Source organism: Candidatus Pelagibacter sp. Uisw_136 (genome assembly GCF_047720275.1).
Lineage (GTDB): Bacteria > Pseudomonadota > Alphaproteobacteria > Pelagibacterales > Pelagibacteraceae > Pelagibacter.
In genome coordinates this window covers 1,056,268-1,081,257 of record NZ_CP159812.1, presented here as the reverse complement: position 1 = coordinate 1,081,257, position 24,990 = coordinate 1,056,268, and the positions used below count along the sequence as shown (strand labels likewise).

At 29.7% G+C, this 24,990-nt stretch carries 26 protein-coding genes, 1 tRNA gene and 1 pseudogene; 9 read left to right on the top strand and 19 right to left on the bottom strand.

The window, feature by feature from the left end; all coding sequences use genetic code 11:
- Positions 1 to 2: 2 nt before the first annotated feature.
- From ispE to ABXT53_RS05805, 3 genes are all read left to right on the top strand, one after another.
- On the top strand, positions 3 to 848 hold the full coding sequence (gene ispE / locus ABXT53_RS05815; RefSeq protein WP_415290226.1) for a 4-(cytidine 5'-diphospho)-2-C-methyl-D-erythritol kinase: 846 nt from the start codon (positions 3 to 5) through the stop codon (positions 846 to 848).
- Between the two features lie 32 nt (positions 849 to 880).
- Positions 881 to 954 (top strand) — tRNA-Gln (locus tag ABXT53_RS05810).
- Between the two features lie 3 nt (positions 955 to 957).
- The gene (locus tag ABXT53_RS05805; RefSeq protein WP_415290225.1) at positions 958 to 2,232 is read left to right on the top strand and encodes a CCA tRNA nucleotidyltransferase; all 1,275 of its coding nucleotides are present in this window, start codon (positions 958 to 960) and stop codon (positions 2,230 to 2,232) included.
- Here the strand turns inward: ABXT53_RS05805 and greA are convergent.
- From greA to ABXT53_RS05790, 3 genes are read right to left on the bottom strand one after another with little or no spacing between them, the layout of a single operon-like run.
- Positions 2,229 to 2,705: a transcription elongation factor GreA gene (greA, locus tag ABXT53_RS05800; protein ID WP_271492258.1), complete on the bottom strand. Its 477-nt coding sequence runs from the start codon at positions 2,703 to 2,705 to the stop codon at positions 2,229 to 2,231. The two genes, ABXT53_RS05805 and greA, sit on opposite strands and share 4 nt — an antisense overlap.
- Before the next feature lies 1 nt (position 2,706).
- On the bottom strand, positions 2,707 to 3,534 hold the full coding sequence (gene hemF, locus ABXT53_RS05795; protein ID WP_415290223.1) for an oxygen-dependent coproporphyrinogen oxidase: 828 nt from the start codon (positions 3,532 to 3,534) through the stop codon (positions 2,707 to 2,709).
- Positions 3,527 to 3,994: a tRNA (cytidine(34)-2'-O)-methyltransferase gene (locus ABXT53_RS05790; protein WP_415290222.1), complete on the bottom strand. Its 468-nt coding sequence runs from the start codon at positions 3,992 to 3,994 to the stop codon at positions 3,527 to 3,529. The genes hemF and ABXT53_RS05790 overlap by 8 nt, the downstream gene beginning before the upstream one ends.
- An 86-nt stretch (positions 3,995 to 4,080) precedes the next feature.
- Here ABXT53_RS05790 and petA point away from each other — a divergent pair, with 86 nt between their 5' ends.
- Genes petA through ABXT53_RS05775 form a run of 3 tightly spaced genes read left to right on the top strand, consistent with a single transcriptional unit; the run spans position 4,081 to position 6,643 of the window.
- Positions 4,081 to 4,590, top strand: coding sequence for a ubiquinol-cytochrome c reductase iron-sulfur subunit (gene petA, locus ABXT53_RS05785; RefSeq protein ID WP_271492267.1), 510 nt, complete (start codon positions 4,081 to 4,083; stop codon positions 4,588 to 4,590).
- A 9-nt stretch (positions 4,591 to 4,599) separates the two neighbouring features.
- Positions 4,600 to 5,859 carry a cytochrome b gene (locus tag ABXT53_RS05780; RefSeq protein WP_415278026.1) on the top strand — a complete coding sequence of 420 codons (1,260 nt, stop codon included), beginning with the start codon at positions 4,600 to 4,602 and terminating at the stop codon, positions 5,857 to 5,859.
- Between the two features lie 4 nt (positions 5,860 to 5,863).
- Positions 5,864 to 6,643, top strand: a complete 780-nt coding sequence (locus tag ABXT53_RS05775; RefSeq protein ID WP_415290221.1) for a cytochrome c1 — start codon at positions 5,864 to 5,866, stop codon at positions 6,641 to 6,643.
- On the opposite strand, the gene ychF is transcribed toward ABXT53_RS05775, so the two are convergent.
- Genes ychF through lgt form a run of 7 tightly spaced genes read right to left on the bottom strand, consistent with a single transcriptional unit; the run spans position 6,620 to position 12,542 of the window.
- Positions 6,620 to 7,693 (bottom strand): redox-regulated ATPase YchF, encoded by a 1,074-nt coding sequence (gene ychF, locus ABXT53_RS05770; protein WP_415290220.1) that lies wholly within the window; start codon positions 7,691 to 7,693, stop codon positions 6,620 to 6,622. The two genes, ABXT53_RS05775 and ychF, sit on opposite strands and share 24 nt — an antisense overlap.
- Positions 7,693 to 8,253, bottom strand: coding sequence for an aminoacyl-tRNA hydrolase (gene pth / locus ABXT53_RS05765; protein WP_415290218.1), 561 nt, complete (start codon positions 8,251 to 8,253; stop codon positions 7,693 to 7,695). The genes ychF and pth overlap by 1 nt, the downstream gene beginning before the upstream one ends.
- Positions 8,254 to 8,298: 45 nt before the next feature.
- The gene (locus ABXT53_RS05760) at positions 8,299 to 8,988 is read right to left on the bottom strand and encodes a 50S ribosomal protein L25/general stress protein Ctc (protein WP_415290217.1); all 690 of its coding nucleotides are present in this window, start codon (positions 8,986 to 8,988) and stop codon (positions 8,299 to 8,301) included.
- 44 nt (positions 8,989 to 9,032) lie between these two features.
- On the bottom strand, positions 9,033 to 9,965 hold the full coding sequence (locus ABXT53_RS05755) for a ribose-phosphate pyrophosphokinase (RefSeq protein ID WP_415290215.1): 933 nt from the start codon (positions 9,963 to 9,965) through the stop codon (positions 9,033 to 9,035).
- Between the two features lie 9 nt (positions 9,966 to 9,974).
- On the bottom strand, positions 9,975 to 10,700 hold the full coding sequence (pgeF, locus tag ABXT53_RS05750; RefSeq protein ID WP_415291312.1) for a peptidoglycan editing factor PgeF: 726 nt from the start codon (positions 10,698 to 10,700) through the stop codon (positions 9,975 to 9,977).
- A gap of 37 nt (positions 10,701 to 10,737) precedes the next feature.
- Positions 10,738 to 11,781, bottom strand: a complete 1,044-nt coding sequence (locus ABXT53_RS05745; RefSeq protein WP_415290213.1) for an SAM-dependent methyltransferase — start codon at positions 11,779 to 11,781, stop codon at positions 10,738 to 10,740.
- Positions 11,778 to 12,542 carry a prolipoprotein diacylglyceryl transferase gene (lgt, locus tag ABXT53_RS05740; RefSeq protein ID WP_415290212.1) on the bottom strand — a complete coding sequence of 255 codons (765 nt, stop codon included), beginning with the start codon at positions 12,540 to 12,542 and terminating at the stop codon, positions 11,778 to 11,780. The genes ABXT53_RS05745 and lgt overlap by 4 nt, the downstream gene beginning before the upstream one ends.
- A 46-nt stretch (positions 12,543 to 12,588) precedes the next feature.
- Here lgt and ABXT53_RS05735 point away from each other — a divergent pair, with 46 nt between their 5' ends.
- Positions 12,589 to 12,843 (top strand): hypothetical protein, encoded by a 255-nt coding sequence (locus tag ABXT53_RS05735; protein ID WP_415290210.1) that lies wholly within the window; start codon positions 12,589 to 12,591, stop codon positions 12,841 to 12,843.
- Here ABXT53_RS05735 and ABXT53_RS05730 read toward each other — a convergent pair.
- The 3 genes from ABXT53_RS05730 to ABXT53_RS05720 are packed head-to-tail and all read right to left on the bottom strand — an operon-like array spanning position 12,821 to position 15,228.
- A complete protein-coding gene (locus ABXT53_RS05730) occupies positions 12,821 to 14,140 on the bottom strand; it encodes an ATP-binding protein (protein ID WP_415290209.1) in 1,320 nt (439 codons plus the stop codon). The two genes, ABXT53_RS05735 and ABXT53_RS05730, sit on opposite strands and share 23 nt — an antisense overlap.
- The gene (locus ABXT53_RS05725; RefSeq protein ID WP_415290207.1) at positions 14,121 to 14,798 is read right to left on the bottom strand and encodes a response regulator; all 678 of its coding nucleotides are present in this window, start codon (positions 14,796 to 14,798) and stop codon (positions 14,121 to 14,123) included. The genes ABXT53_RS05730 and ABXT53_RS05725 overlap by 20 nt, the downstream gene beginning before the upstream one ends.
- Entirely contained in the window at positions 14,791 to 15,228 is a 438-nt protein-coding gene (locus ABXT53_RS05720) for a MarR family winged helix-turn-helix transcriptional regulator (RefSeq protein WP_415290205.1), read from the bottom strand. Before ABXT53_RS05720 ends, ABXT53_RS05725 begins: the two co-directional genes overlap by 8 nt.
- Before the next feature lie 71 nt (positions 15,229 to 15,299).
- Here ABXT53_RS05720 and ABXT53_RS05715 point away from each other — a divergent pair, with 71 nt between their 5' ends.
- Complete coding sequence (locus ABXT53_RS05715; protein ID WP_415290204.1) at positions 15,300 to 16,172, top strand: branched-chain amino acid aminotransferase; 873 nt, start codon at positions 15,300 to 15,302, stop codon at positions 16,170 to 16,172.
- A 3-nt stretch (positions 16,173 to 16,175) separates the two neighbouring features.
- On the opposite strand, the pseudogene pgsA reads toward ABXT53_RS05715, so the two are convergent.
- The 5 genes and pseudogenes from pgsA to uvrB all read right to left on the bottom strand — a co-directional run bounded on the left by pgsA (position 16,176) and on the right by uvrB (position 21,911).
- Positions 16,176 to 16,759 (bottom strand): annotated as a pseudogene (gene pgsA, locus ABXT53_RS05710) (CDP-diacylglycerol--glycerol-3-phosphate 3-phosphatidyltransferase).
- A 2-nt stretch (positions 16,760 to 16,761) separates the two neighbouring features.
- Positions 16,762 to 18,597: an excinuclease ABC subunit UvrC gene (gene uvrC, locus ABXT53_RS05705; protein WP_415290203.1), complete on the bottom strand. Its 1,836-nt coding sequence runs from the start codon at positions 18,595 to 18,597 to the stop codon at positions 16,762 to 16,764.
- Positions 18,584 to 19,009, bottom strand: a complete 426-nt coding sequence (locus ABXT53_RS05700; RefSeq protein ID WP_415290201.1) for a dihydroneopterin aldolase — start codon at positions 19,007 to 19,009, stop codon at positions 18,584 to 18,586. The genes uvrC and ABXT53_RS05700 overlap by 14 nt, the downstream gene beginning before the upstream one ends.
- Positions 19,006 to 19,758, bottom strand: coding sequence for an SDR family oxidoreductase (locus tag ABXT53_RS05695; RefSeq protein ID WP_415290200.1), 753 nt, complete (start codon positions 19,756 to 19,758; stop codon positions 19,006 to 19,008). Before ABXT53_RS05695 ends, ABXT53_RS05700 begins: the two co-directional genes overlap by 4 nt.
- Positions 19,740 to 21,911: an excinuclease ABC subunit UvrB gene (uvrB, locus tag ABXT53_RS05690; protein WP_415290198.1), complete on the bottom strand. Its 2,172-nt coding sequence runs from the start codon at positions 21,909 to 21,911 to the stop codon at positions 19,740 to 19,742. Before uvrB ends, ABXT53_RS05695 begins: the two co-directional genes overlap by 19 nt.
- Positions 21,912 to 21,946: 35 nt before the next feature.
- Between uvrB and ABXT53_RS05685 the strand changes: the two genes are divergently transcribed.
- On the top strand, positions 21,947 to 23,146 hold the full coding sequence (locus ABXT53_RS05685) for a pyridoxal phosphate-dependent aminotransferase (RefSeq protein ID WP_415290197.1): 1,200 nt from the start codon (positions 21,947 to 21,949) through the stop codon (positions 23,144 to 23,146).
- On the opposite strand, the gene ABXT53_RS05680 is transcribed toward ABXT53_RS05685, so the two are convergent.
- The gene (locus tag ABXT53_RS05680; protein ID WP_415290195.1) at positions 23,139 to 24,860 is read right to left on the bottom strand and encodes an ABCB family ABC transporter ATP-binding protein/permease; all 1,722 of its coding nucleotides are present in this window, start codon (positions 24,858 to 24,860) and stop codon (positions 23,139 to 23,141) included. The two genes, ABXT53_RS05685 and ABXT53_RS05680, sit on opposite strands and share 8 nt — an antisense overlap.
- Between the last annotated feature and the right edge of the window lie 130 nt (positions 24,861 to 24,990).

Sequence of the window (24,990 nt, the reverse complement as noted above, 5' to 3'; positions counted from 1 at the left end):
TTATGAATAGTTTTAAGATAAAATCTTATGCAAAGATAAATTTAGCTCTAAACGTTACTGGAAAAAAATCAAAGCTTCATAATATTGAAAGTTTAATTTCTTTTATTGATTTACATGATTCAATTACATTAAGAGAAAGTAACACAAAACAGCATAAAATTAATTTTTTTGGAAAGTTTTCTAAAAATATTAGTAAAATTAATACCATTTCAAAATTGTTAAAAATTTTAGATAATAAAAAACTTTTAAATAATAAAAAATTTGAAATTAAAGTTATAAAAAATATACCCCAAAAAGCAGGAATGGGAGGTGGGTCCATGAATGCTGCCAGTCTATTAAATTTTTTTATTGAAAAAAAAATAATTAAATTAAAAAAAAGTGAGTTAAAAAAAATAAGTAATGAAATAGGATCAGATGTTATCTTAGGTATAAAACCATCATCAGCTATTCTTTTATCTAATGGAGATATTAAAAAATATAAAAATAAAATTAAATTTCATATATTAGTTGTGAAACCTAACTTTGGATGTTCTACAAAATATATTTATTCTAAAGTTAATTCATTCTCCAAACCACAATTCAACCCCCCTAAACTGAAACTATTTGAAGCAAAATATTTAAAAAATTTAGACAATGATCTTGAAAAGGTTGCCTTAAATAAATATCCAGAACTTAAAATAATTAAATCCTACCTCAGCGGTTTAACCAATGCTCTATTTGCTAGAATGTCTGGATCAGGATCCTCAATAGTGGCTTATTTTCATTCCAAAAAGGCCTGCAAAAAAGCATACAAACAATATAAACGAAAATTTAATAGCCACTGGTGTATTGAATCAAAAACTATATAATTTTTTTTTTTTGTGATATATGCAACTAATATTGGCCCATGGTGAAGTGGTATCACATCTGTTTTTGGTACAGAGATCCGAGGTTCGAATCCTTGTCGGCCAGCCATATATGAATAACTTATTAGATAAAATTTTTTTTAGATCTCAAAACCTTAATCACATAAATTTAGGCTTCAAAAATATTAAAAAAGAAACAGAGGTTTCAAAAATATTTGAAGCAATTCATTCATACACTAGCAATAGTGAAATCCGTTATGTTGGTGGATGTGTAAGAAAAATTATCAATAAAGAAAGATATGACGATATAGATTTAGCAGTAAATTTAAATCCAAAAGAGGTATGTGAGGCTCTTACTATAAAAGGCATAAAATATTACGAGAGTGGAATAGAACATGGAACAATTACAGCGTTAATTAATGACATAAAGTTTGAAATTACATCATTAAGAAAAGACGTTGATACAGATGGACGACACGCAAAAGTAGAGTTTTCTGATAGTTGGAAAGATGATGCTTCTAGAAGAGATTTTACTATCAATTCTATTTATGCTGATATTGAAGGAAGTTTATTTGACCCATTTGATGGAAAGAAAGATTTAGAAAATGGAAAAATTAATTTCATTGGAAATGTAGAAACAAGAATTAAAGAAGATTATTTAAGAGTGTTAAGATATGTTAGATTTTATCTTAGTTATTCCAAACATAGTCATGACCCAAAAGTCATTAAAGCAATTAAAAAAAACCTAAGTGGTGTTTCAAGTATTTCCTCAGAAAGATTAATAGATGAATTTCAAAAACTATTAAAATCAGATGGTTTTCTAAAGCTAACTAAGGATAAGGATTGTTTAGAGATTATAAATCTTATTTTTCCACAAATAAAAAACATTTCTCTATTTAATAAAATGAATGGCTTTGCAAAAAAAAACTTTCTTGAAGTGGACTTTATTTTCTTATTATCTTTAATGGTTATTGATGGAACTGATAATGTAGATTACTTTATTTATAAATTTAATTTATCCAAAAAAGATCAAAAAAGACTTATATTTTTAAATAAGTTTAATTTAGAAAAAAATACTAGCAAAACTTTTTCAGAAAAAAATTTGAATAAGGTTTTTTATTTTAATGGTAGAGAGGCATTATTAGATGTTCTTTATTTTAAGATTTTTAAATCCAAAAAAGTAGACAATAAGTTAATTAAATTAATTGAAATTTTTAAGAAAAAAGAAATGCCCGTCATGCCATTTAAAGCTAGTACTTTGATGGAGAAATATCAAGTTCCCGAGGGAAGAGGGCTGGGACAGAAGTTAAAAGTAATAGAAGAGGTCTGGACTAGTAATGATTTTAAAATTTCAGATAAAGAAGTTCAAAAAATAGTAAGTAATTAAACGTACTTTACATCTTTAATTTCAAAGTTTTTTACACCTGCGGGAGTTTTAATTTCAACTAAATCGTTTTTGTTTTTTCCAATTAAACCTCTTCCTATTGGTGATTGAAAAAATATTAGTTTTTTTTGAAGGTCAGCCTCATCTCTTCCAACTATTTTATAGGTAATTTTTTCTTCAGTATCTAAATTTTCTAAATCTACAGTTGAGCCAAAGATGACTTTTCCATTATTACTCATTTTTGTAACGTCAATTACATTTGCTCTCGCAATATTATCATTGATCTGAACTATTCTTCCTTCATTATGGGATTGTTCTTCTTTTGCAGCATGGTATTCAGCATTCTCTTTCAAATCTCCATGTGATCTTGCTTCAGATATTGCAGCTACTATCTGTGGACGTTTTTTCTCTTTTAAAAAAATTAGCTCTTCTTTTAAAACTTCAAGTCCGGCAGTTGTTATTGGTTCTTTTTCCATTTTAATTCCATTTTGCTATTGGAGGTAAAGACATTAATATTCCCTCAACATTGCCACCTGTTTGTAAACCAAATTTTGTTCCTCTGTCGTATAGCAAGTTAAACTCAGTATATCTACCTCTTTTAATATACTGTATCTCCTTTTGTTTTGCAGTCCATTTCTTTTTGTATTTCAATTGTATTATAGAGTTAAATAACATTTGAAAGGTAACTCCAAGATCTGCTACAAATTTAAAGTCTTTCTCCCAATCATTTTTTTTGTAATCAAAAAAAATACCACCAATTCCTCTTGTTTCTTTTCTATGTGGTAAATAAAAATATTCATCACACCACTTTTTATATTTTTTATAGAATTTTTTATCATGTCGATCACACATTTTTTTTAATTCGTCATGAAGGAAGTTTTTTTCCTTAAGATCTTGAATGCAAGGTGTTACATCCATACCACCACCAAACCATCCATGCGTTGTATAGATAAACCTTGTGTTAAAATGAATTGCTGGAACATGAGGATTTTTCATATGCATTACGATAGAAATTCCTGACGCCCAAAAATTTTGATCTTTAGAAGCACCTGGGATTTTTTTACTCATTTCTTTTGAAAACTTTCCATGCACTTCTGAAAAGTTTACACCAACTTTTTCAAAAATTTTGCCATTTTTTAAAATTCTAAATTCTCCACCACCTTCATCTTTAATTTCACTTCTATTCCATGTTTTAGATTTAAATTTTAATTTTTTACCTTCTAGTTTTTCAATATCGTTACAAATTGTGTTCTGCAGCAACTTAAACCAATTAGAAGCAAGTTTTTTTTTAATTTCTTTATCCATTATTTTTAAAGTTAGTTTGTCTTAAATTTTCTGAAAGAATTATAGCAACTGAAGAGGCTATATTTAAAGATCTTTTATTGTCCATCATGGGTATTTTTAACCTATACTTAATTGAATTATGAACATGATCTGGTACACCAGCGCTTTCTCTTCCAAATAGCAGTGTGTCATTGCTCTCAAATTTGAACGCCGCATAAGAGTCTGCTGATTTAGTTGTTAACAATATTACCCTCTCATTCTTTTTTGATTTAAAAAACTCATCTGAACTTTGATAAAATTTTATCATTTTTTCATCCATGTAATCCATCACAACTCTTTTAAATCTTTTATCACTAAATAAAAAACCACATGGCTCAATTATCTCTAAATCAGCGCCTAGACATGCACACGTTCTAATAATAGCTGCTGTATTTTGAGGAATATCAGGTTCATATAAGGCTATTTTAGGTCTCAAATTCATGTTTTATGTGTCATTGTTTCAGTGGAAAAAAAACTTTTTTCTTATAAGAAGTCATATATTAGATAACAATATACAAAAAATAAAAGATGTCTGAAAAAAAACCTGAAAGAAGAGAATTTTTATTTACTGCCTCGTATGCTGTAGGAGCTGTTGGGGTAGGAGCTGTTGTTTGGCCACTAATTGATCAAATGAACCCAGATGCCTCTGTTAAAGCATTGGCCAGCACAGAAGTTGACATAAGTTCAGTTCAACCTGGAAAAACAATCACTGTACTTTGGAGAGGAAAACCAGTTTTTATCAAAAGAAGAACTTCCGAGGAAGTAGCTGAAGCAAGAGCTGTTAAAATGGAAGATTTAAAAGACCCTCAAAAAGATGAGGATAGAGCAAAAGATCCAGAATGGTTAGTTATGGTAGGGGTTTGTACTCACTTAGGCTGCGTACCTTTAAATGATAAAGGAGACTACAATGGTTGGTTTTGTCCTTGTCATGGTTCGCACTACGATATATCTGGAAGAATTAGAAAAGGTCCTGCTCCAACAAACATGGAAGTTCCAAAATATGAATTTGTTAATAGCAACACAATTAAAATTGGATAATAAATAATTATGAGTGATCACGAGTACGTTCCCAGTTCAAAATTTGGAAAATGGTTTAATGACAGGCTTCCACTTTTATCACTTGCTAGTCATTTAACTGATTATCCAACACCTAAGAATTTAAATTATTGGTGGACATTTGGTGGAATTTTAACTTTTTGTTTAATTACACAAATCGTTACAGGTTTAACTCTAGCTATGCACTACATTGCTCATGCTGATATGGCTTTTGAAAGCGTTGAACATATCATGAGAGATGTAAACTATGGTTGGTTAATAAGATATATTCATGCAAACGGTGCTTCAATGTTTTTCTTAGCAGTCTATATTCATATATTTAGATCTTTGTTTTATGGATCATATAAATCTCCAAGAGAAATAATTTGGATTATTGGAATTATAATTTACCTTTTAATGATGGCAGCAGCATTTATGGGATATGTTTTACCATGGGGTCAGATGAGTTTTTGGGGAGCAACAGTTATTACAAATCTTTTTAGTGCAATACCTTTAGTGGGTGAAGGAATAGTTAATTGGTTGTGGGGAGGTTATTCTGTTGATAACCCAACTTTAACAAGGTTTTTCACGTTACATTATTTGATACCATTTTTGATCTTAGGCTTAGTGGTTCTTCATATTTGGGCACTGCATATTCCTGGAAATAATAATCCAATAGGAATTGATGTTAAAAAGCCTTCTAAGGATACAGTGCCATTTCATCCATATATTGTGATCAAAGATGCCTTTGCATTATTAATGTTTATGATTGTTTTTGCATTTTTTGTTTTTTATTCACCAAATATTTTAGGGCATGCGGACAATTATATAGAAGCAAATCCAATGGTTACACCAGCACATATAGTTCCTGAGTGGTATCTATTACCATTTTATGCAATCCTAAGGTCAGTTCCTGATAAATTAATGGGGGTAGTTGCAATGCTGTCAGCAATTTTAATTTTAGCTGCACTGCCTTGGTTAGATACTTCAAAAATTAGATCGGCAGTATTTAGACCTCTTTACAAGCAATTTTATTGGATACTAGTAGTGGATGTATTAGTTCTAGGTTACGTGGGTGCAATGCCAGCTGAAGGGCTTTACTTATTGATTGCTAGGGTTGCCACAGCTTACTATTTTATTCATTTTTTAATAATCTTACCGTTATTAGGATTTAAAGAAAAAACTATACCCCTACCTTTAAGTATTACAGAACCAGTACTTGGAGGGATGCCAATGGCATCAGCTGTTAAAAAAAAAGAAAGTTTAGATTAATTAAGTGAAAAATATTTTAAAAATTAGTTATTCAATAATTTTTTTATTAGTAGGAACTCCTACTATTAATGCTGCAGAAAAAGTTGATCTTTTAAAAACAGATTGGAGTTTTAAGGGATTATTTGGAAAATTTGATAGAGGGGCCTTGCAAAGAGGGTACCAGGTTTATTCAGAAGTTTGTGCTGGCTGTCATTCAATGAAATATGTAAGTTATAGAAACCTATTTGAACCAGGTGGACCAGAGTTTAGTGAAGAGCAGGCTAAAGCAATAGCTACAAGTTTTGAAGTTACAGATGGACCAAATAATGATGGTGAAATGTTTGTTAGACCAGCAAAATTATCTGATAAATTTGTCATGCCTTTTGAAAACGTTAAGGCAGCTCAAGCAGCAAATGGAGGAGCTTATCCACCTGATATGTCAGTATTAGCAAAAGCTCGAAGTGGTGGGGTTGATTATATTTATTCAGTACTTTTAGGTTATGAAGATCCACCCAGTGGCGTAACGCTTGATGATGGGGTTTACTATAATAAATATATGTATGGTAATAAAATTAAGATGTCACAACCTTTAATGGATGATGCTGTAGAATATAGTGATGGTACAAAGGCTACAGAAGAGCAAATGGCAAAAGACGTTACGACATTTTTAATGTGGGCAGCAGAACCACATTTAGAAAGCAGACACAAAATGGGCTTTAAGGCTATTTTATATTTAATTATTTTAACTATTCTAGTTTACTTTAGTATGAAGAAAATTTGGTCACGTATTGAATCTGAAGTTTAATATATCACCATCTTTGACAATATAATCTTTCCCTTCAAGTCTCATTTTTCCATTAGTCTTGGAATTTACCCAACCCTGATTTGCTATGAAATCTTCATATGCAATTGTTTCAGCTCTAATAAAACCTTTTTCAAAATCAGTATGTATTTCACCAGCAGCTTTTGGTGCAGTACAATTTTTTTGAATAGTCCAGGCTCTAGTTTCTTCAGGTCCGGATGTAAAATAAGTGTCTAGCTCTAAAATATTATAACCCTTTTGAATTAACATGTTTAAGCCAGTTCTTTTTAATCCAATCATTTCCATATAATTTTCTTTTTCTTCATTTTCTAATTGATTTATTTGGTTCTCAATATCAGCCGAAACTATTAAGGTATTTTTTTCACCAAATTTATCAATAAAAGCTTGCGTATATTTATTTCCATTTTGAACACTTGCTTCATCAACGTTACATACAAAAATTTTAGGCTTTAAAGACAATAAACCACTTTGGTTTATTAATTTTTTGTCAAATTGTTCATAAAGTATTTGAATATCTTTAGAATTATTTATGCAGTCAGAAGCAATTTCTAATATTTTTAATTGTTCCTCATCTACATTTTTCTTATTATTTTTTTCCAATCTTTTTTGTATTGACTCAAGGTCTGCCAACATCATTTCTGTTTCAATAATTTCTAAATCTCTGATTGGATCAACAGTTGGGTTCACATTTTGAATATCCTCAGAGTCAAAACATCTGATCATATGTATGACTGCATCCACTTCTCTTATGTGGGATAAGAATTTATTACCTAAGCCTTCACCTTTAGAGGCACCTTCTACTAGTCCGGCTATATCCACAAACTCAATAGTAGTATTAATTTTTTTTTTCGATTTTGATATTTCTACCAATTTATCTAGTCTTTCATCAGGTACAGGAACCACACCTACATTTGGCTCTATCGTACAAAAAGGGAAATTAGCAGCTTGTGCCTTGCTAGAATTTGTAAGTGCATTAAATAATGTAGATTTACCAACATTAGGTAAGCCAACAATTCCACACTTAAAACTCATTACTTATTATTTACAGTGCTTGAGAATAAATCTAATTTTTTATCAATTAATATAGCCATTGAATCAATAATATTTTTAGTAATTTTTTCTAGTTGTATCATTTCATCTTCATCAAAATCTTTTAATACATGGTCTGAAACATCTGCTTTAGTTTTAGGTCTTCCGATTCCTATTCTTACTCTTGAATAATCTTTACCAATAAATTTATCGATAGACTCGATACCATTATGTCCTGCACTAGATCCTGCAAATTTTGCTTTTACTTTTCCAAATTCAAGGTCAAGGTCATCATGGAAGACAATCACATCTTCAGCATCAATCTTGAAGTATTCAATTAATTCCCTTATACAAATTCCAGAGTTATTCATAAAAGTTAAAGGTTTTATTGCATAAACCTTTTTATCTTCAATATTACCCGTAGTTAACAAACCTTTAAATTTTGGTTTTTGTTTAGACAGACCAAATTTTTTATTAAGAGCATCAATTAATTTGAAACCAATATTGTGTCTATTGTTTTCGCTATCTGGTGTTGGATTTCCTAAGCCTACAAATAAAAGCATATTTTTTTTAAATCGTATCTAGGAGTCTTCACAATAATAAGTTGATTATTTCTTTTCTTCAGTGGCTTTTTTTTCATCGCCATCTTTTTTATCACCTTCAGCTGCTGGTGTTGCTTCTTTACCATCTTCTGTTGCTGCTGCTTCTTCAGCTTCAGCTGGTTTTTCTGGCTCTTTCATAACTGTAGGCGCTGCCAATGTTGCAATTACAAAATCTCTTCCAATAATAGTTGGTGTAACACCTTCTTCTAGTTTAACTGAAGATATTTTGAAACTTTCTCCAATATCCACTCCATCTAAATCAATAGTTATTGCAGATGGTATTTTTTCACTTGGACATTTTAATTCTATTTCTCTTCTAACAATGTTTAGTACTCCACCTCTTTTTAAACCTGGTGAAGTCTCATGGTTAATAAATTCTACAGGTACTTCTATTCTAATTTTTACACCTGGGACAACTCTAAGAAAATCAATATGAGTTGGCTCATCGGATATTACATTATAAGTAATTTCTCTTGGTAAAACATTTTGAGGCTTTCCATCTAAATTAAGAGTTATTATATTTGATAAGAAGCTTCCTTTTTGTATTAGAGATTTTAATGTTTTTTTTAATACTGTAACTTTTTGATTTTCTTCTGGTCCCCCATAAATTATGCCAGGGATATCTCCAGCCAATCTAAGAGAGCGAACATCTCCTTTTGACTTAGTGTTTCTAGTATTTGCATCAAGTGAATTCATAAAAAGATGGCTTTTAGCCCAAGATACTTAATAACTCAAGATAATTATTTAAATAAATCGGATACAGATGTTGAATTAGAGATTCTTTTAATTGCTTCACCCATAAGTGTTGAAATAGGCAAAACTTCTATATTTTTAACATTTTTAATTTTATCATGATTATCAATTGTGTCTGTTATTACTAATTTTCTAATGACAGAATTTTTGATTTTATCTACTGCCTCTCCACTTAAAACTCCGTGGGTAATATAAACATAAACTTCTTTAGCGCCCCTATCTTTTAAAGCTTTAGCAGCGTTTATTATAGTTCCACCTGAATCAATTATATCATCAACTATAATGCAAGTTTTCCCTTTAACGTCTCCTATAACATTCATAACTTTGGATTGACCTGGTTTAGGTCTTCTTTTGTCTACAATCGCAAGTTCCACATTTAAAATTTTACCAAGTGCTCTTGCTCTTTCAGTTCCACCAACATCTGGTGCAACACAAATAATATTTTTGCTTTTGATACTTTTTTTAACATGTCTTGCAAAAATTGGTGTAGCAAATAAGTTGTCTACAGGAATATCGAAAAAGCCCTGAATTTGTCCTGCATGAAGATCTACAGTAACAACTCTATCAGCACCTGCTTTGGTAATTAAATTAGAAACTAGTTTTGCAGAAATTGAAGTTCGAGGTACTACTTTTCGATCTTGTCGTGCATATCCAAAATAAGGAATGACAGCAGTAATATTCTTCGCTGAAGATCTTTTTAAAGCATCAATACAAAGTAGTAATTCCATTAAGTTGTCATTTGCTGGTGACGAAATAGATTGAATTATAAAGATACTATTACCTCTAATATTTTCATTAATTTCTATATATATTTCTCCATCAGAAAACTTTATTATACTTGAGTTCACAAGCTTAGTTCTTAAATATTTTGCAATATTTTTACTGAGAGGTTTGTTGCTGTTTCCAGTTAATAATTTCATGAGATACGATCAATTAATCATAATTACAGAAATATTTCTACCATAATCATTCTCATTGCAGCTAATAGATCTTCGCGCACTAAAAAAATTATTTTTAGGATCAAATGTATCCTTATTAATTATATCAATTTTCTTTATATTTAAGGCTTTTAATTGAGAATGGACATATTTCTTTAAGTTAAAGAAATCCTTATTTTTAATCTTTTTTAAAAATTTTTTATTTTGACCATCTTTTTTGATAAGTTTTTTAATAAAATCTTTTTTTACCTCATAATTTTTTACTGAAATACATGGCCCGATAACAGCAGTAATATTTTCAGGAGTGCAGCCTTTTTTAATCATAAAATTTAAAGTTCTTCTAATTATCTCCTTGAAAGCACCTTTCCAGCCAGCATGGATTGCAGCAATCATCTTTTCTTTCTCGTCATAAATTAGTATTGGTGCACAATCAGCGGTTAATATAGCTATAGGAAATTCTTTTTTATTGGTGATTAGCGCGTCTCCCTCAAAATTATAATTTTTAAGTTTTGAATCTTTATCTATAAAATGAAATTTATTACTGTGAATTTGTTTAAGTAAGATAACTTTATTAAGCTTGGTCTTAATTTTCTTTTGAACAATTTTAAGGTTTTTTAGAATATTTTTTTTATTATCTAAAGATCCAGGGCCACAATTTAAACTTTTAAAAATACCTAAAGACCTACCACCCTTTCTATTAAAGAAAGCGTGCTCTATATTTTTAAAACTATTGAGTTTTTTTGACTTAATCAGTTTAAAACCCCAATTTAAATTTATCTTTATGCGTTGTTATTAGCATTACTTTAAATAACTCACCCATTTGATTTTTATCTATAAGTCTTTTTATTCTAAAATAAATATCAGCTTTTTCACTAAATAACATTTTTTTGGACAGTATTTCTGCCCTTTCAAGAATACCAAGTTTTGTTAGAAATTCGCCCTGAGTAGTATACATTGAGGTAAGTGAGCTTAATTCTTTAACCATTCTATTTATCAAATAGAAACTTAAATTATACGTAATATCAGAATTACCAAACCCCTCAAGCACATCACAATATTTATGTTTTGATACAGCTTGTAGAGTATTTTTCATATTTTTATCAGTATAGGCATAATCTATTATTAAAATTCCACCATTATTATGCTTAATCTTATCGTTAATACTTTTTAAGTATTCACTTGATTGTGGTGAATACTCAATAAAATTCTGCTGTTTTGCGACTTTAAATTTAATTTTATCTTCAAATTTTTCCATATCAAAAGGAACATCGAAATATTCAAATTTTTTATTGAAAAATCTAATATGCTTTTCAAACCATTTTTTGTCTTTCTTTATGAATTGCTTAATAGGTAAAGCGTCAAAAAATTCGTTTGCTAAAAAGATACATGGTAAATTATCTAATTCATTTAAATCATTTAACCACTGAATATTTTTTTTATTGATATTAACCTTTTGTTTTTTCTTAAGTAATTTGCTTCTTTCTAAAATCTTAATACGACAAGAATTCTTAAATATTGGAAATTTATCAAAGGTATTGACTAAAACTTTCATCATTTCACCATCCCCAGCACCTAACTCAATTAAATTAAACTTTTCAGGGCAACCTAGATTTTGCCAAAATGAAACTACCCAAATTGCAATCATTTCTGAAAACAATACCGATATGTTAGGTGAAGTTATGAAGTCACCCTTTTTGCCAAACGGATTTTTTTTCATGTAGTAGCCAGATGTTTTGTTATAAAGAGATTCCTCTATAAACTTATCTAAAGTAAACGTATCATTATCTTTAATTTTCATTTTTTTAAGGATAAAAGATAAGCCCCAGTCATGAAAAAAAGAATACTTATCAATTGGCCTAATGTTAGATTTAAAACCAAGTAACCGATTTGAGGATCTGGAGATCTAAAATATTCTATAAAAAATCTAAATAGAGAATAAAAGATTAGGAATAAAGCAGAGATTTTTCCAGGTACTTTTAAATAATCTTTTTTAAAAAAATACCCAAGTACAAAGAAAAGAATTATTCCTTCAAAAAAGGCCTCATATAATTGAGAGGGGTGTCTTTTGATATTATCTATTAGAACAAATTGAACTGACCAAGGAAGGTCCGTGGCTCTCCCATAAAGCTCTGAGTTTATGAAATTGGCAATTCTACCGAAAAAAATTCCAATTGGAGCAGATAGGGCAACTAAGTCTAAAAATATAAACGAATTTGTATTGTGTTTTTTTGAGAACAATATTGATGCAATTATAATTCCAATTAAAGCACCATGAAATGACATTCCACCATTCCAAACCATCAATATTTCAACAGGGTTATCTAAATAATATTTTAGATTATAAAATAAAGTATATCCAAGCCGACCCCCCAAAATCATACCTATAATGAGATAGGTTATGAAGTCATCAAATAGCTGAAAAATATGAGGGTCTTTGATTAATTTTTTTTTGCAATACAGCCAACCAAGTGCAATACCGATAATATAAGCCAAGGAATACCATCTGATTTCTAATGAAAATATTTGAAAAGCAACTGGGTCAAAATTATTAATAAACATTTTTAAAAAACTACGTATAAAGTATATTAATTTTATAAACGAATATATGACAAAATCAAAATTTGTAATTGATAAATTAACAAAGCTATTTGAACAAGGACTTATTTCTTATAAAGATTTAAGCTCTGAAATAATAAATGTTTTAAGATCTAAAAGAGATGAAATCATTTTTAAAATGAAATTAACTAGTAAAGAAGAAACAGATATATTAATTAAGAGAGTTGAAAATTTAGAAAAAAAAATTGATAAATTGGAAAAAAAAAGTCAAAAAAAAAAATCTATAAAGGTAAAAAAATCTTAACTCTAAGACCATTTAAAGGAGATTTTTCTAATAAAATATTTCCTCCATGGGATTTGATTATATCAGATGTAATTGACAATCCAAGGCCAACACTAGATTTAGAATCCCCTCTACTTTTATCTACTTTATAAAATGGTTTGAAAACATTCTCTAACTCTTCTTTAGGAATGCCAACTCCATCATCATCAATAGTAATTATTATGTTACTTTGCTTTTTTGATAGATGAAAATTTATATTTTCAGCATATTTAATTGAATTATTAATTAAATTATTTAAAGATCTCTGTATTAAATTCTTTCTTCCATTCATATAAACTCTTGGAATTATTTCCTTAGTTATTTTATCATTATTATATTTATCTATTGTGATTTCGATTAATTCAGAAATATCAAAAGTTTCATCTTTTTCTAAATAAGACGAACTTGTAAATTGCAGATATTCATTAAGCATTTTTTCCATTTCATCTATATCTAAAGACATTTTTTTTGATAAATCTTTATCTTTCATAAAAGATAGCTGAAGTTTTAGTCTTGTTAAGGGTGTTCTTAAATCGTGACTTATACCAGATAACATTTCAGACCTTTGATTCAGGTGTCTCATTATTCTTTTTCTCATTTTATCAAATTCCAAACCTGCTTGTCTGATCTCTAAGGCTCCTGATGGTCTGTACTCATCAATATTTTCTCCTTTACCAAATCTTTCTGCAGCTTTAGCCAGGTTTATAATTGGCCTTGTTTGATTTTTTAGAAATAGTATGGCTATAGTTATCATTAGTAGTGCTGGTAGGGTGATCCACAAAGCAAATATTCTAGCAGACGAGCTTGCCACCCTATCTTTTGGGATAAAAAATTCAAAGTAACCGTCGTTATATTTAATATTTATATGAATAAGTTCTTTGTAACTCGTTGTATCGAACCAATAATTCTCAGTACCCATATTAGATTTTAGTTCTCTCCTTAGTGTTCTATCTATTGGACTAAACCATCTTTCTTTTTGAGGTTTTTTAAATGAATCATCTGTTTTAAACTCAACATTAAGATCTAAATAAATTGAGAATAAGCCTGACAAGTCATTATTATTATATTTTCCATTATCGTAAGCTGCTATGAATGTTTTCATCTCACCGATCAATGCTCTTGTCATACCTTTATTTGTTTTAATCCAAAGACTATCGAAAAAAACAATTGCTATGACTACTTGAAGAACAATTATTGGTACTGCTACGATTAATAAAGCTCTATAAAATAATCTTTTTGGTAATAAATTTTTTATAAAATTATTCAATCCATAAGACATAACCAGCACCTCTTAAAGTTTGTAAGTATTTTGGATTTTTCGGGTCTATTTCTATTTTTTTTCTAAGTCTTGTAATTATTACATCTACTGATCTTTCTTTATCAATATCAGTTAGTTTGCCAATATCCTCTCTTGAAAAAGTTTTACCAGGATTGTTAATCATTTTTTCTAATATAATTTTTTCAGTACTATTTATTTTATATTCAATATCATTTTTAATAATTAAAAGTTTGTTAAGATCAATTTTAATATTATCAAAGGTTATAATTCTTTTTTCATTATTTCTTTTTGTTTTATTTAAAATATTTTTTATTCTTAAAGTAAGTTCTTTTGGTTCAAAAGGTTTTGGTAAATAATCATCGGCACCTATCTCTAGGCCTTCAACTCTATTTTCAGTTTCTCCTTTGGCTGTTAATAAAATTATAGGGGTATCAATCTTAGATTTATTTTGTTTGATAAAATCAAGGCCACTTTTTCCTGTCATCATTACATCCAAAACAATTAAATCAAATTTAATTATTGAAATTTTTTCTTCAGCATTTTCTGCACTATCCGATGTAGTAACCAAAAAGTTATTTTCATTCAAATACTGTTTAATTAGAGATCTAATTCCTTCATCATCATCTACAACTAAAATGTGGGCTACAAAATCATTCATTAATTATTTTCTTTAAAACATTGTCAAAGTTTAGGACTTGATCAGAACTTGAATTTAAAAGAGCATTATAAATTCTTTTTTTTTGTGTCAAAAATATTTCATCAAAAATTTTTTCTCCTTTTTCATTTAAAAAAATGTGTTTTACTCTTGTGTCTTGTTGATCTTTTTCAAAAAAAACAACATCAAGTTTAATTAAATCTTTTAAAACTCTATTCAGACTTTGTTTAGTAACCTTTAGCCTCTTTAATAGGTCAGAAATTGTAATCCCCTTATACATTGATAATAGATGTAAAACTTTGTGGTGAGCTATACCTATAGAGTATTTATCTAAGGTTTTCTTGGCATCTGAAAAAGATTCACGATAACTCGTAAATAAGTTTTCAATCAATTGCTTTAACTGAGTGTCCTTTAAATATAAAAGTTCTTTCATTATGGGTAAGTTATATTGACATATTATAGATACAAAGATAATTTTAGGAAAAAATTTAAATTATTTCATACATGATACCCTACGATAAAAGATCTGGTAAAATCTGGTATAATAACGAGCTTGTTGATTGGGCTGATGCAAAAATTCATATTTTAAATCATGGATTGCATTATGCTAGCTGTGTATTTGAAGGAGAAAGAGTTTATGAAGGATCAATATTCAAATTAGAAGAGCATACTACAAGACTTTTTTATTCAGCTAAAAGAATGGGAATTACAATGCCATATTCAGAAATAGAAATAAATGATGCATGTAATAAAATTATTTCAGTTCAAAATATAAAAGATGGTTATGTAAGACCAATGGCCTGGAGAGGTAGTGAAATGATGGCAATCTCTGCACAACAAACAAAAATTCATGTTGCTGTAGCAACCTGGGATTGGGGTTCCTATTTTGATCCAAAATTAAAAGTTAATGGGATTAAATTAAATATTTCAAACTGGAGAAAGCCAGCGCCAAATACAATACCGTGGGACACAAAAGCATCAGGCTTATATATGATCAACACCCTATCAAAGCATGAAGCAGAACAACAAGGTTATACAGATTCTTTAATGCTGGATTATGAAGGAAATGTTGCAGAGGCAACAGGAGCAAATATTTTTTTTAAAGATAAGAATGGAGAAATACACACTCCAATTCCAGATTGTTTTTTAGACGGAATAACAAGAAGAGCAGTTATTGAGATTGCAAAATCTAAAGGAATTAAAATTAATGAGAGAAAAATTAAACCAGAAGAGCTAAAAAATTTTGTTGGTTGTTTTTTAACTGGGTCAGCTGCAGAAGTAACACCAGTATCATGTATTGCAGATAATCAATTTAAAGTGTGTGAAACTATAATTGATTTGAATGAAAGTTATCAAGCTTTAGTTAGAAAAAAATAGATTTTACTTTTTATTATCCTCAGACATTGCATGGTCAATGCCTTTTCTTAAATACTCATAACCAGTATATAGAGTTAAAAATGCAGAAAGCCAAAGCAGGATTATGCCAATAGTTTGAGCATTATAATCTTGAAAATTTAAAATTTTATTACCAGTTTCACCTGTCAATAAAAGAGCTATGGCAACCATTTGTAAAAAAGTTTTTAATTTTGCTAAATTAGTTACTGGTAATTTAATTTGTCCTCTAGCTAGAAACTCTCTTAAGCCTGAAATTAGTATTTCTCTTGTAAGTATTATAATTGCAGCAATAACCTCGTAATGTTTAATTGTTCCACTCATAACGAGCAATATAAGTGCAGTAGCAACAATAATTTTATCTGCTATAGGGTCAAGCAATTCACCTAACTTAGACTCTTGGCCATCATTCTTGCCAACATTCCATCCAAAAAATCAGTAAATGATGCAATTACAAACAATACGCATGCAGTTAAATCACCATAAAAACCGGGTAAATAAAATGCTAGAACAAAAAAAGGTACAATTATTATTCTACCAATTGTTAAAATATTTGGAATTTTTTTAAGCATAATTATTCGTGAAAAAAGTTATATATCTTTTTTGCAACTTTTTCCTCAACACCTTCAACTGATTTAATCTCATCAAAACTAGCAGATTCTACAGATCTAGCAGAGCCAAAGTGGTTCAATAAGGCTCTTTTTCTGATCGATCCAATACCATCAATTTGATCTAATAATGATTTTGTAATTCCTTTTGCTCTTTTTGCTCTATGAGAGGTGATAGCAAACCTATGTGCTTCATCACGCAGTCTCTGCATAAAGAAGAGGGTAGGGTCATTCTTATCAAATTTAAATGAATTTCCCTTATAGAAAAAAGTTTCATCACCACTATTTCTTAATTTACCCTTAGCAATAGCGATCATAGGAAGATCATGTAAGCCAAATTCATCCAATACTTCTTTGGCAGATGAATATTGACCTTTACCACCATCAATTAATATTAAATCAGGAAGAGTTAAATAATTTCCTTTTTCTAACATTGCTCTTTTAAATCTCCTAGTAAGAACTTCTTTTAACATTGCAAAATCATCTTGTTCAGCACCCTTTGTCTTGATGTCAAATTTTCTATATCTTTTTTTAACAAATCCTTCATTTCCAAAAGTAATCATAGCGCCTACACTATTGGTTCCTGAGATATGGCTATTATCATAAACCTCAACTAAGTTTAGGCTATTTTTAAGATCAAATTTTTTAGCCACACCTTCAAATAAATTTTTATTATTATTTGTTTCATAAATTTTTCTATTAAGTGATTCTTTGGCATTTTTTTCTGCCATAGCAATCACTTTAGCTTTAGTGCCTTTTTTTGCTATATTAATAGAAATTGTACTACTTTCTTTTTTACTTAATGTTTCTTCAATTAATTTCCTGTCCTCAATTTCTGTATTAATAATAATTAATTTTGGAACATTCTTATTTTCGTAAAATTGCATTAAGAAGGAGGACATTATTTCAGATATGTCTTGGTCAGGATCATGTTTTGGAAAATAAGCTTGGTTACCCCAATTTTGTTTGGATCTGTAAAAAAATACCTGAATACAGGTTTTGCCAGATTCTTTATAGGCAGCAATTACATCAGCATCAACTAGATTAGCTTCATTAATTCTTTGTGACGATTGAATTATATTTAAGGATTTAATTCTATCTCTAAAAATAGAAGCTCTTTCAAAATCCAGCTTTTCGCTGGCTTCCTCCATTTGTTTAGATAGATTTTTTTGTATATCTCTTGATTTACCCGATACAAACTGAATTGCTTGATCTACTGATTTTTTATAATCTTCTTTATCAATATAATCGACACAAGGACCAGAACATCTTTTTATCTGATAAAGAATGCAGGGTCTTTTTCTATTCTTGAACGTGCTATCATCACAAACTCTAATTTGAAATATTTTTTGAAGCATCTTAATGGTCCAATTTGCAGTTCCTGCTGAAGCAAATGGTCCAAAGTAAAATCCTTCTTTATCTTTTTTTCCCCTATGTTTTGTAACTTGTGCCCATTGGTCTTTATTACTGATGAAAACAAAGGGAAAAGATTTGTCATCTTTAAGTAATATATTAAATTTAGGCTTATATTTTTTAATTAAATTAGCCTCTAAAAGAAGTGCTTCACTTTCATTGGCAGTAGTCGTTATCTCTAACTTAAAAGTTTGAGAGAGCATCCTTGCTGTTCTGATGATATGATTTTTTTCAGCTACATAGCTTTTTAATCTATTGGGCAGGTTTTTTGCTTTACCTACATACAAAATTACATCTTTATGATCAAGCATTCTATAAACTCCAGGACTTTTAGGAATTAATGGGAGCTCTTTTCTAATTACGTCTTTACCTAATTCAGAGCTTTTCATGACTTCTTTTTTTGGTAATTTGGATACCAACAGAGGCACATTCTTTTATAATTTCTAATTTTTCAATTTGAAGCATAATTTTTCCAATTCGTTTATCTTTAAATAATACATCAAAAACATCTTCAGCAAGTGTTTCTAAAAAATTATAATGTTTCTTTTTTGCAAGTTTTGTAATTAATTTTACAACCTGACCATAATTAACAATTGATTTTATATCTTTGTCATTTGTTGGTTTTCTATCTTCATAATCAATCTCTAAACTAAATTTTACTTTCTGGGTTTTTTCTTTTTCAAAATCATAATAACCAAGCTTTAAATCTAGAGTTAATTCTTTAATAAGAATTTTTTTTTCGTAATTAAATAAACTTTTATTTTTATCTATTTTGACAATATATAAATTATTTTTTTTCATTCTTTTCCAATTACATCTGGTGTTTGCCAGTTTAAACTTTGTCCACTATCTATTGCTATTACTTGACCTGTAATTGAACTGTTTTTGATAAAAAAGTCAACAGCAGAACATATGTCTTTTACATTTACTTGCTGTTTTAAAGGGGTTGCTAAGTACTGCTTTCTAAAATGCATGTCAGTTTGTCTTTTATTTTTAATAGTTGGTCCAGGTGCAATTCCATTAACTCTTATGTTTGGAGCTAATTCCATAGCACTAGTTTTTGTTAGTGTGTAAAGCCCTGTTTTACTTAAAGTGTAAGAAAAGAAAAAGGGAGTTAACTTAAAAACTCTTTGATCTATTATATTTATAATATTGTTATTTTTACCCTTAACATTTTTTGAAAATTCTTTTGTAAGATATGCAGGTGCTTTTAAATTTACATCAATATGTTGGTTCCAACTTTTAGAAGAAAAATTTTTAAGACTGTCATTTTCAAATAATGAAGCATTATTAACTAAACAATCAAAGTATTTTAATTTTAATTTTGAGAATTTTATAATTTTTTTTAAATCTTGTTCTTTTGCAAGGTCACCTTTTACCAAGTAAACTTTTGTTTTATTTTTTGACAATTCCTTTTGTAATTTTTCAGCTTCAGATTTAGACTTATTGTAATGAATAACCATTTCAACACTTGGACCTGAGAGTTTCTTTGCAATAGCAGCACCCATTCTTGTTGCGGCTCCAGTGATAATTATTTTGTTTGCTTCCATTTTTTCTTACCTTTTTGTGCTCTTGTACCAGGTAAGCCCATTGTTGATCTACCTTTTGGATATGTTCTATTTTCTTGGTTATAGTGTTTTATTTTTGGGTTTAAAACAATTTCTAACTCTGATGCTTCTAAATTTCTTATTTCATCTCTAATTTTACCAGCTTCTTCAAATTCAAGGTTTGTAGCTGCATCCTTCATTCTTTTGTTGAGCATCTTTAAGTGTTTCTTTAAATTTCCACCAATATTGTCTCCAGTGCCTACTTTTAAATAATCCTTATCATAAACATTCTGCAACACATCGCTGATTTCTTTCTTAATAGAAACAGCATCAATATTATGCTTTTTATTATAGGCAACTTGAATTGATCTTCTTCTATCTGTTTCTTGAATTGCTTTTTTTATACTTTTAGTTTCTTTATCTGCATAAAGAATAACTCTTCCTTCTAAGTTTCTTGCAGCCCTTCCAATAGTTTGAACTAAAGAAGTTTCAGATCTTAAAAATCCCTCTTTATCAGCATCTAAAATTCCAACTAATGCACACTCTGGAATATCTAGTCCTTCTCTTAAAAGGTTAATTCCCACTAAGACATCAAAAACACCAAGCCTTAAATCCCTCATGATTTCTATTCGCTCCAATGTATCAATATCTGAGTGTAAATATCTAACCCTAATACCATTTTCATGAAAATACTCTGTTAAATCCTCAGCCATTTTCTTAGTTAAAGTTGTGACCAATACTCTAAAATTTTTATCTATTGTTTTTTTGCACTCATGCATCAAGTCATCAACTTGATTTTTGGCAGGTTTTATCTCAACAGGTGGATCAATTAGACCAGTAGGCCTTATTATTTGTTCAACAAATTTACCTTTAACTTGTTCTAATTCCCAAGGGCCTGGTGTCGCTGATACAAAAACTGTTTGGGTTCTCATTGCATCCCATTCTTCAAATTTAAGAGGTCTATTGTCCATGCAAGAAGGTAATCTAAAACCATATTCGGCAAGATTACTTTTTCTAGATCTATCTCCTTTGTACATACCATTTAATTGAGGAACTGTTACGTGGCATTCATCTACAAAAATAAGAGTGTTGTCAGGAAAGTATTCAAATAGAGTGGGAGGTGGTTCTCCTGGTTTTCTTCCAGATAAAAAACGAGAATAGTTTTCAATACCAGCACAAGACCCTGTTGCTTCTATCATTTCTAAATCAAACTTAACTCTTTCTTCTAATCTTTGTGCTTCAAGTAATTTATTTTGTTCTTTGAATTTTTTTAAAGTTACTTCTAATTCTCTTTTAATTTTAATAATTGCTTGTTCGATAGTTGGTTTGGGTGTGATGTAATGACTATTAGCATAAACTTTTATTACATCTAAATCTTGTATTAGATCTCCTGTTAAGGGATCAAATTCTTCTATTTTTTCTAGTTTGTCACCAAATAAACTTAATCTCCATGCTCTATCTTCAAAGTGTGAGGGAAATATTTCAAGATATTCTCCTCGAGCTCTAAAAGTTCCTCTATAAAAACTCTGATCATTTCTTTTGTATTGTAAATTTACTAAAGTTTTTATTAGTTGCTCTCTGCTGTATTCATAATCTTTCTTTAAACTCAACGTCATCTTGCTGTACGCCTCAACAGAACCCAGACCATAGATACAAGAAACACTTGCAACAATAATTACATCATCTCTCTCTAATAGCGATCTAGTAGCTGAGTGACGCATACGATCAATTTGTTCATTAATGGATGCTTCTTTTTCAATATAAGTGTCAGACCTTGGTACATAGGCCTCAGGTGTATAGTAATCATAATAAGATACAAAATACTCAACGGCATTGTCTGGAAAAAAAGATTTCATCTCTCCATAAAGCTGTGCAGCTAGTGTTTTGTTAGGAGCAAGTATTAGAGCTGGTCTATTAGTTTTTTCAATTACTTGGGCCATTGTAAAAGTTTTTCCAGAACCTGTTACACCAAGCAAAACTTGGTTTAACTCTTCTTTATTTGCACCCTTAACTAGTTGTTTTATTGCTTCTGGCTGATCACCGGCAGGTTTAAAATCTGTAACAAGTTTAAATTTTTTTCCACCTTCTAGTTTCTGGTGAATTTCAGGATTTTTACTCTGTATATCTGTAATTAAATCTTGATAAGTATTTTGCATTATCTATAAAACTATTAGAATAAAAATATATTTCAATGAGCATTATATCAGACAGTCTAAAAAAGATTAAACCATCGCCAACTATTGCTGTAACTCAAAAGGCAAGAGAGTTAAAAGCTGCTGGTAAAGATGTAATAGGTTTAGGAGCAGGTGAGCCTGATTTTGATACACCAGATAACATCAAACAAGCGGCTATAAAAGCCATTAATGACGGTGATACCAAATATACAGCCGTTGATGGAACTGCTGCCTTAAAAGATGCCATAGTTAAAAAATTTAAAAGAGAAAACAATTTAGACTACACAACTGATCAAATCACAGTTGGTGCTGGTGGAAAACATGTAATTTATAATGCCATGATGGCAACCCTAAATGAAGGAGATGAGGTTATAGTTCCCGCGCCTTATTGGGTTTCTTATCCTGACATGGTTTTATTAGCTGGTGGAACTCCAATTATTTTAGAGTGTAATGAAAAACAAGGATTTAAAATTAATCCAGCTGAATTAGAAAAATCTATAACACCAAAAACAAAGTGGATAATATTAAATTCACCATCAAATCCAACAGGTGCTTGTTATACTGAAGGAGATATTAAAGAAATCGCAGATGTTTTAACAAAACATCCTCACGTGCATATTTTAAGTGATGATATTTATGAACACGTAACATACGAAGGTTTTAAATTTTTTACTATTGCACAAATTGATAGCTTGAAAGAAAGAGTTCTTACAATGAATGGTGTAAGTAAAGCTTACTCAATGACTGGCTGGAGAATAGGGTATGCGGCTGGTCCTAAAGAAATTATTAAAGCAATTGCTAAAATACAATCGCAATCAACAACAAATCCATCTTCAATTAGTCAAGCTGCAGCTGTTGAAGCTTTAAACGGAACTCAAGATTTTATTAAAGAGAGAGCAACTTCATTTCAAGAAAGAAGAAATTTTGTTGTTAAAGCATTAAATGAAATAGAGGGAATTGAATGTTTAAATCCAGATGGAGCATTTTATGTTTTTCCAAGCTGCAAAGGGTTAATTGGAAAAAAAGATACAAACGGTAAGGAGCTTGAGACAGATACTGATTTTGTTCAGTCTTTATTAGAGAATAGTGGTGTTGCAGTTGTTCAAGGTTCTGCATTTGGTTTAGAAGGTTTCTTTAGAATATCTTATGCAACTTCTATGGAAAATCTTAAAAAAGCTTTAGAAAAAATATCTTCTTTTTGTAAAAGTCTTAACTAGGTTTTTGCTTTCCCCACATTTCAAAATATTTACCTTTTTTTAACAATAAACTCTCATGCGTCCCTTGTTCAATAATAGCACCCTGATCAAGAACAATAATATTATCAGCATTTGCAGCTGTAGATAGTCGGTGAGCAATTATTAAAGTTGTTTTACCTTTAGAGACATTTTCTAGATTTTTTTGAATTTCTTTTTCCGTACTAGTATCTAATGCAGATGTCGCTTCATCAAAGAAAAATATTTTAGGATTTTTTAGAATAGTTCTTGCAATAGCAACCCTCTGTTTCTCTCCACCAGATAATTTTAACCCTCTCTCTCCTACAATTGTTTCATAACCATCCGGTAAAATTGTTATAAAATCATGTATATCTGCATTTTTTGCTGCACTAATAACCTCCTCTTTAGTAGCACCAGTATTACCGTAAGCTATATTATAATAAATTGTGTCATTAAATAAGACAGTGTCTTGTGGAACTACACCAATAATTTTTCTTAAAGAGTTTTGAGAAATTTTATTTACATTTGTATTGTTAATAAAAATATTTCCCTCTTTTGGATCATAAAACTTGAATAACAGTCTACTTATTGTTGATTTACCAGCACCAGTTGGTCCTACGATGGCTACTTTTTTTCCATTAGGAACAGTAAATGAAATATTTTTAATGATAGTTCTTCTTATATCGTAATCAAAACTAATGTTTTCAAATCTAATTTCTGCATCGTTACTTTGAGGTATATCCTCAAGATCATCATTTGTTGTTGGGGCAACCTCTAATAAGCTAAACATGTTTTCCATATCAGTCAGTGCTTGTCTAATTTCTCTATAAACAGAACCTAACCAATTCAATGGCTGATATAATTGGAGCATGTAGGCATTAATTACAACAAACCCACCAATATTAATCTCTCCACTTTTGATCCCATAAACTGACATCACCAACATAATAGTAATACCCATCATTATGATAAATGTTTGGGCTATGTTTAATAGTGAAAGAGAATGTCTACTTTGATTTGCTGCTAACTCATATTCTTCTAATGATTGATCAAGTCTATTAGCTTCAAAGGCCTCATTGTTAAAATATTTAACTGTCTCAAAGTTCAATAAACTATCAATCATCTTAGTGCTAACATCGTTATCAGCTTGGTTCATTCTTTTTCTAAATACATTTCTCCATTCAGTAATCTTAAAAGTTAAGAAAGAATAAAGGCCAATAGTTACAAGTGTTACAACAGCATACCATGGACCATATAGATAAAATAAGATCCCAGAAACCAAGAACACTTCAAAAAAAGTAGGAGCAATATTAAACAAGACATATCTTAGGAGAAAATCTATTCCTTTTGTTCCTCTGTCTATATATTTTGCTAGTGCACCTGTTTGTCTATTTAAATGAAATTGTAAAGATAGATTGTGAAGATGTTGGAACATTGTCAAAGATATTTGTCTAATAGAATGTTGGGAAACTTTTGAAAATAAGGCGTCTCTAATTTCAACAAATGTGAAGGCAATTACTCTTGTAACACCGTAACCAACTACTAAAGCTATTGGTACCAGCATAAATAGATTAATGCCTGAACTTAATTCTGTCAGAGAGTTTACCGCACTACCCAATACTAAAGGAGTACTAACGCTGGCTATTTTTGCTAAAACTAAAGCAACAACTGCAAAACTAACTCGTATCCTTAAATCTTTCCTTTTTTTAGGCCACAAATAAGGAAGCAACAGTTTAAAAGTCTTAATGTATTTACCCTTTTTCACAATCTAGATATAACTGATTAGTAATAATTTGTTACAAGCAAATTAGACCTTATAATGAATTAAAAAAAAATATTTTAACTAA

Coding starts and splice junctions, on each gene's coding strand:
- greA (WP_271492258.1), bottom strand. CDS start 2,705: ATGGAAAAAGAACCAATAACAACTGCCGGACTTGAAGTTTTAAAAGAA.
- petA (WP_271492267.1), top strand. CDS start 4,081: ATGTCTGAAAAAAAACCTGAAAGAAGAGAATTTTTATTTACTGCCTCG.
- ABXT53_RS05725 (WP_415290207.1), bottom strand. CDS start 14,798: ATGAATGATTTTGTAGCCCACATTTTAGTTGTAGATGATGATGAAGGA.
- ABXT53_RS05700 (WP_415290201.1), bottom strand. CDS start 19,009: ATGAAAAAAAATAATTTATATATTGTCAAAATAGATAAAAATAAAAGT.
- ABXT53_RS05805 (WP_415290225.1), top strand. CDS start 958: ATGAATAACTTATTAGATAAAATTTTTTTTAGATCTCAAAACCTTAAT.
- ABXT53_RS05685 (WP_415290197.1), top strand. CDS start 21,947: ATGAGCATTATATCAGACAGTCTAAAAAAGATTAAACCATCGCCAACT.
- uvrB (WP_415290198.1), bottom strand. CDS start 21,911: ATGCAAAATACTTATCAAGATTTAATTACAGATATACAGAGTAAAAAT.
- ABXT53_RS05715 (WP_415290204.1), top strand. CDS start 15,300: ATGATACCCTACGATAAAAGATCTGGTAAAATCTGGTATAATAACGAG.
- pth (WP_415290218.1), bottom strand. CDS start 8,253: ATGCTTTTATTTGTAGGCTTAGGAAATCCAACACCAGATAGCGAAAAC.
- ABXT53_RS05745 (WP_415290213.1), bottom strand. CDS start 11,781: ATGAAAATTAAAGATAATGATACGTTTACTTTAGATAAGTTTATAGAG.
- ychF (WP_415290220.1), bottom strand. CDS start 7,693: ATGAGTTTTAAGTGTGGAATTGTTGGCTTACCTAATGTTGGTAAATCT.
- ABXT53_RS05695 (WP_415290200.1), bottom strand. CDS start 19,758: ATGGAAGCAAACAAAATAATTATCACTGGAGCCGCAACAAGAATGGGT.
- ABXT53_RS05780 (WP_415278026.1), top strand. CDS start 4,600: ATGAGTGATCACGAGTACGTTCCCAGTTCAAAATTTGGAAAATGGTTT.
- ABXT53_RS05790 (WP_415290222.1), bottom strand. CDS start 3,994: ATGAATTTGAGACCTAAAATAGCCTTATATGAACCTGATATTCCTCAA.
- ABXT53_RS05755 (WP_415290215.1), bottom strand. CDS start 9,965: ATGAAATTATTAACTGGAAACAGCAACAAACCTCTCAGTAAAAATATT.
- ABXT53_RS05735 (WP_415290210.1), top strand. CDS start 12,589: ATGACAAAATCAAAATTTGTAATTGATAAATTAACAAAGCTATTTGAA.
- uvrC (WP_415290203.1), bottom strand. CDS start 18,597: ATGAAAAGCTCTGAATTAGGTAAAGACGTAATTAGAAAAGAGCTCCCA.
- hemF (WP_415290223.1), bottom strand. CDS start 3,534: ATGGATAAAGAAATTAAAAAAAAACTTGCTTCTAATTGGTTTAAGTTG.
- ABXT53_RS05720 (WP_415290205.1), bottom strand. CDS start 15,228: ATGAAAGAACTTTTATATTTAAAGGACACTCAGTTAAAGCAATTGATT.
- ABXT53_RS05760 (WP_415290217.1), bottom strand. CDS start 8,988: ATGAATTCACTTGATGCAAATACTAGAAACACTAAGTCAAAAGGAGAT.
- ABXT53_RS05730 (WP_415290209.1), bottom strand. CDS start 14,140: ATGTCTTATGGATTGAATAATTTTATAAAAAATTTATTACCAAAAAGA.
- ispE (WP_415290226.1), top strand. CDS start 3: ATGAATAGTTTTAAGATAAAATCTTATGCAAAGATAAATTTAGCTCTA.
- lgt (WP_415290212.1), bottom strand. CDS start 12,542: ATGTTTATTAATAATTTTGACCCAGTTGCTTTTCAAATATTTTCATTA.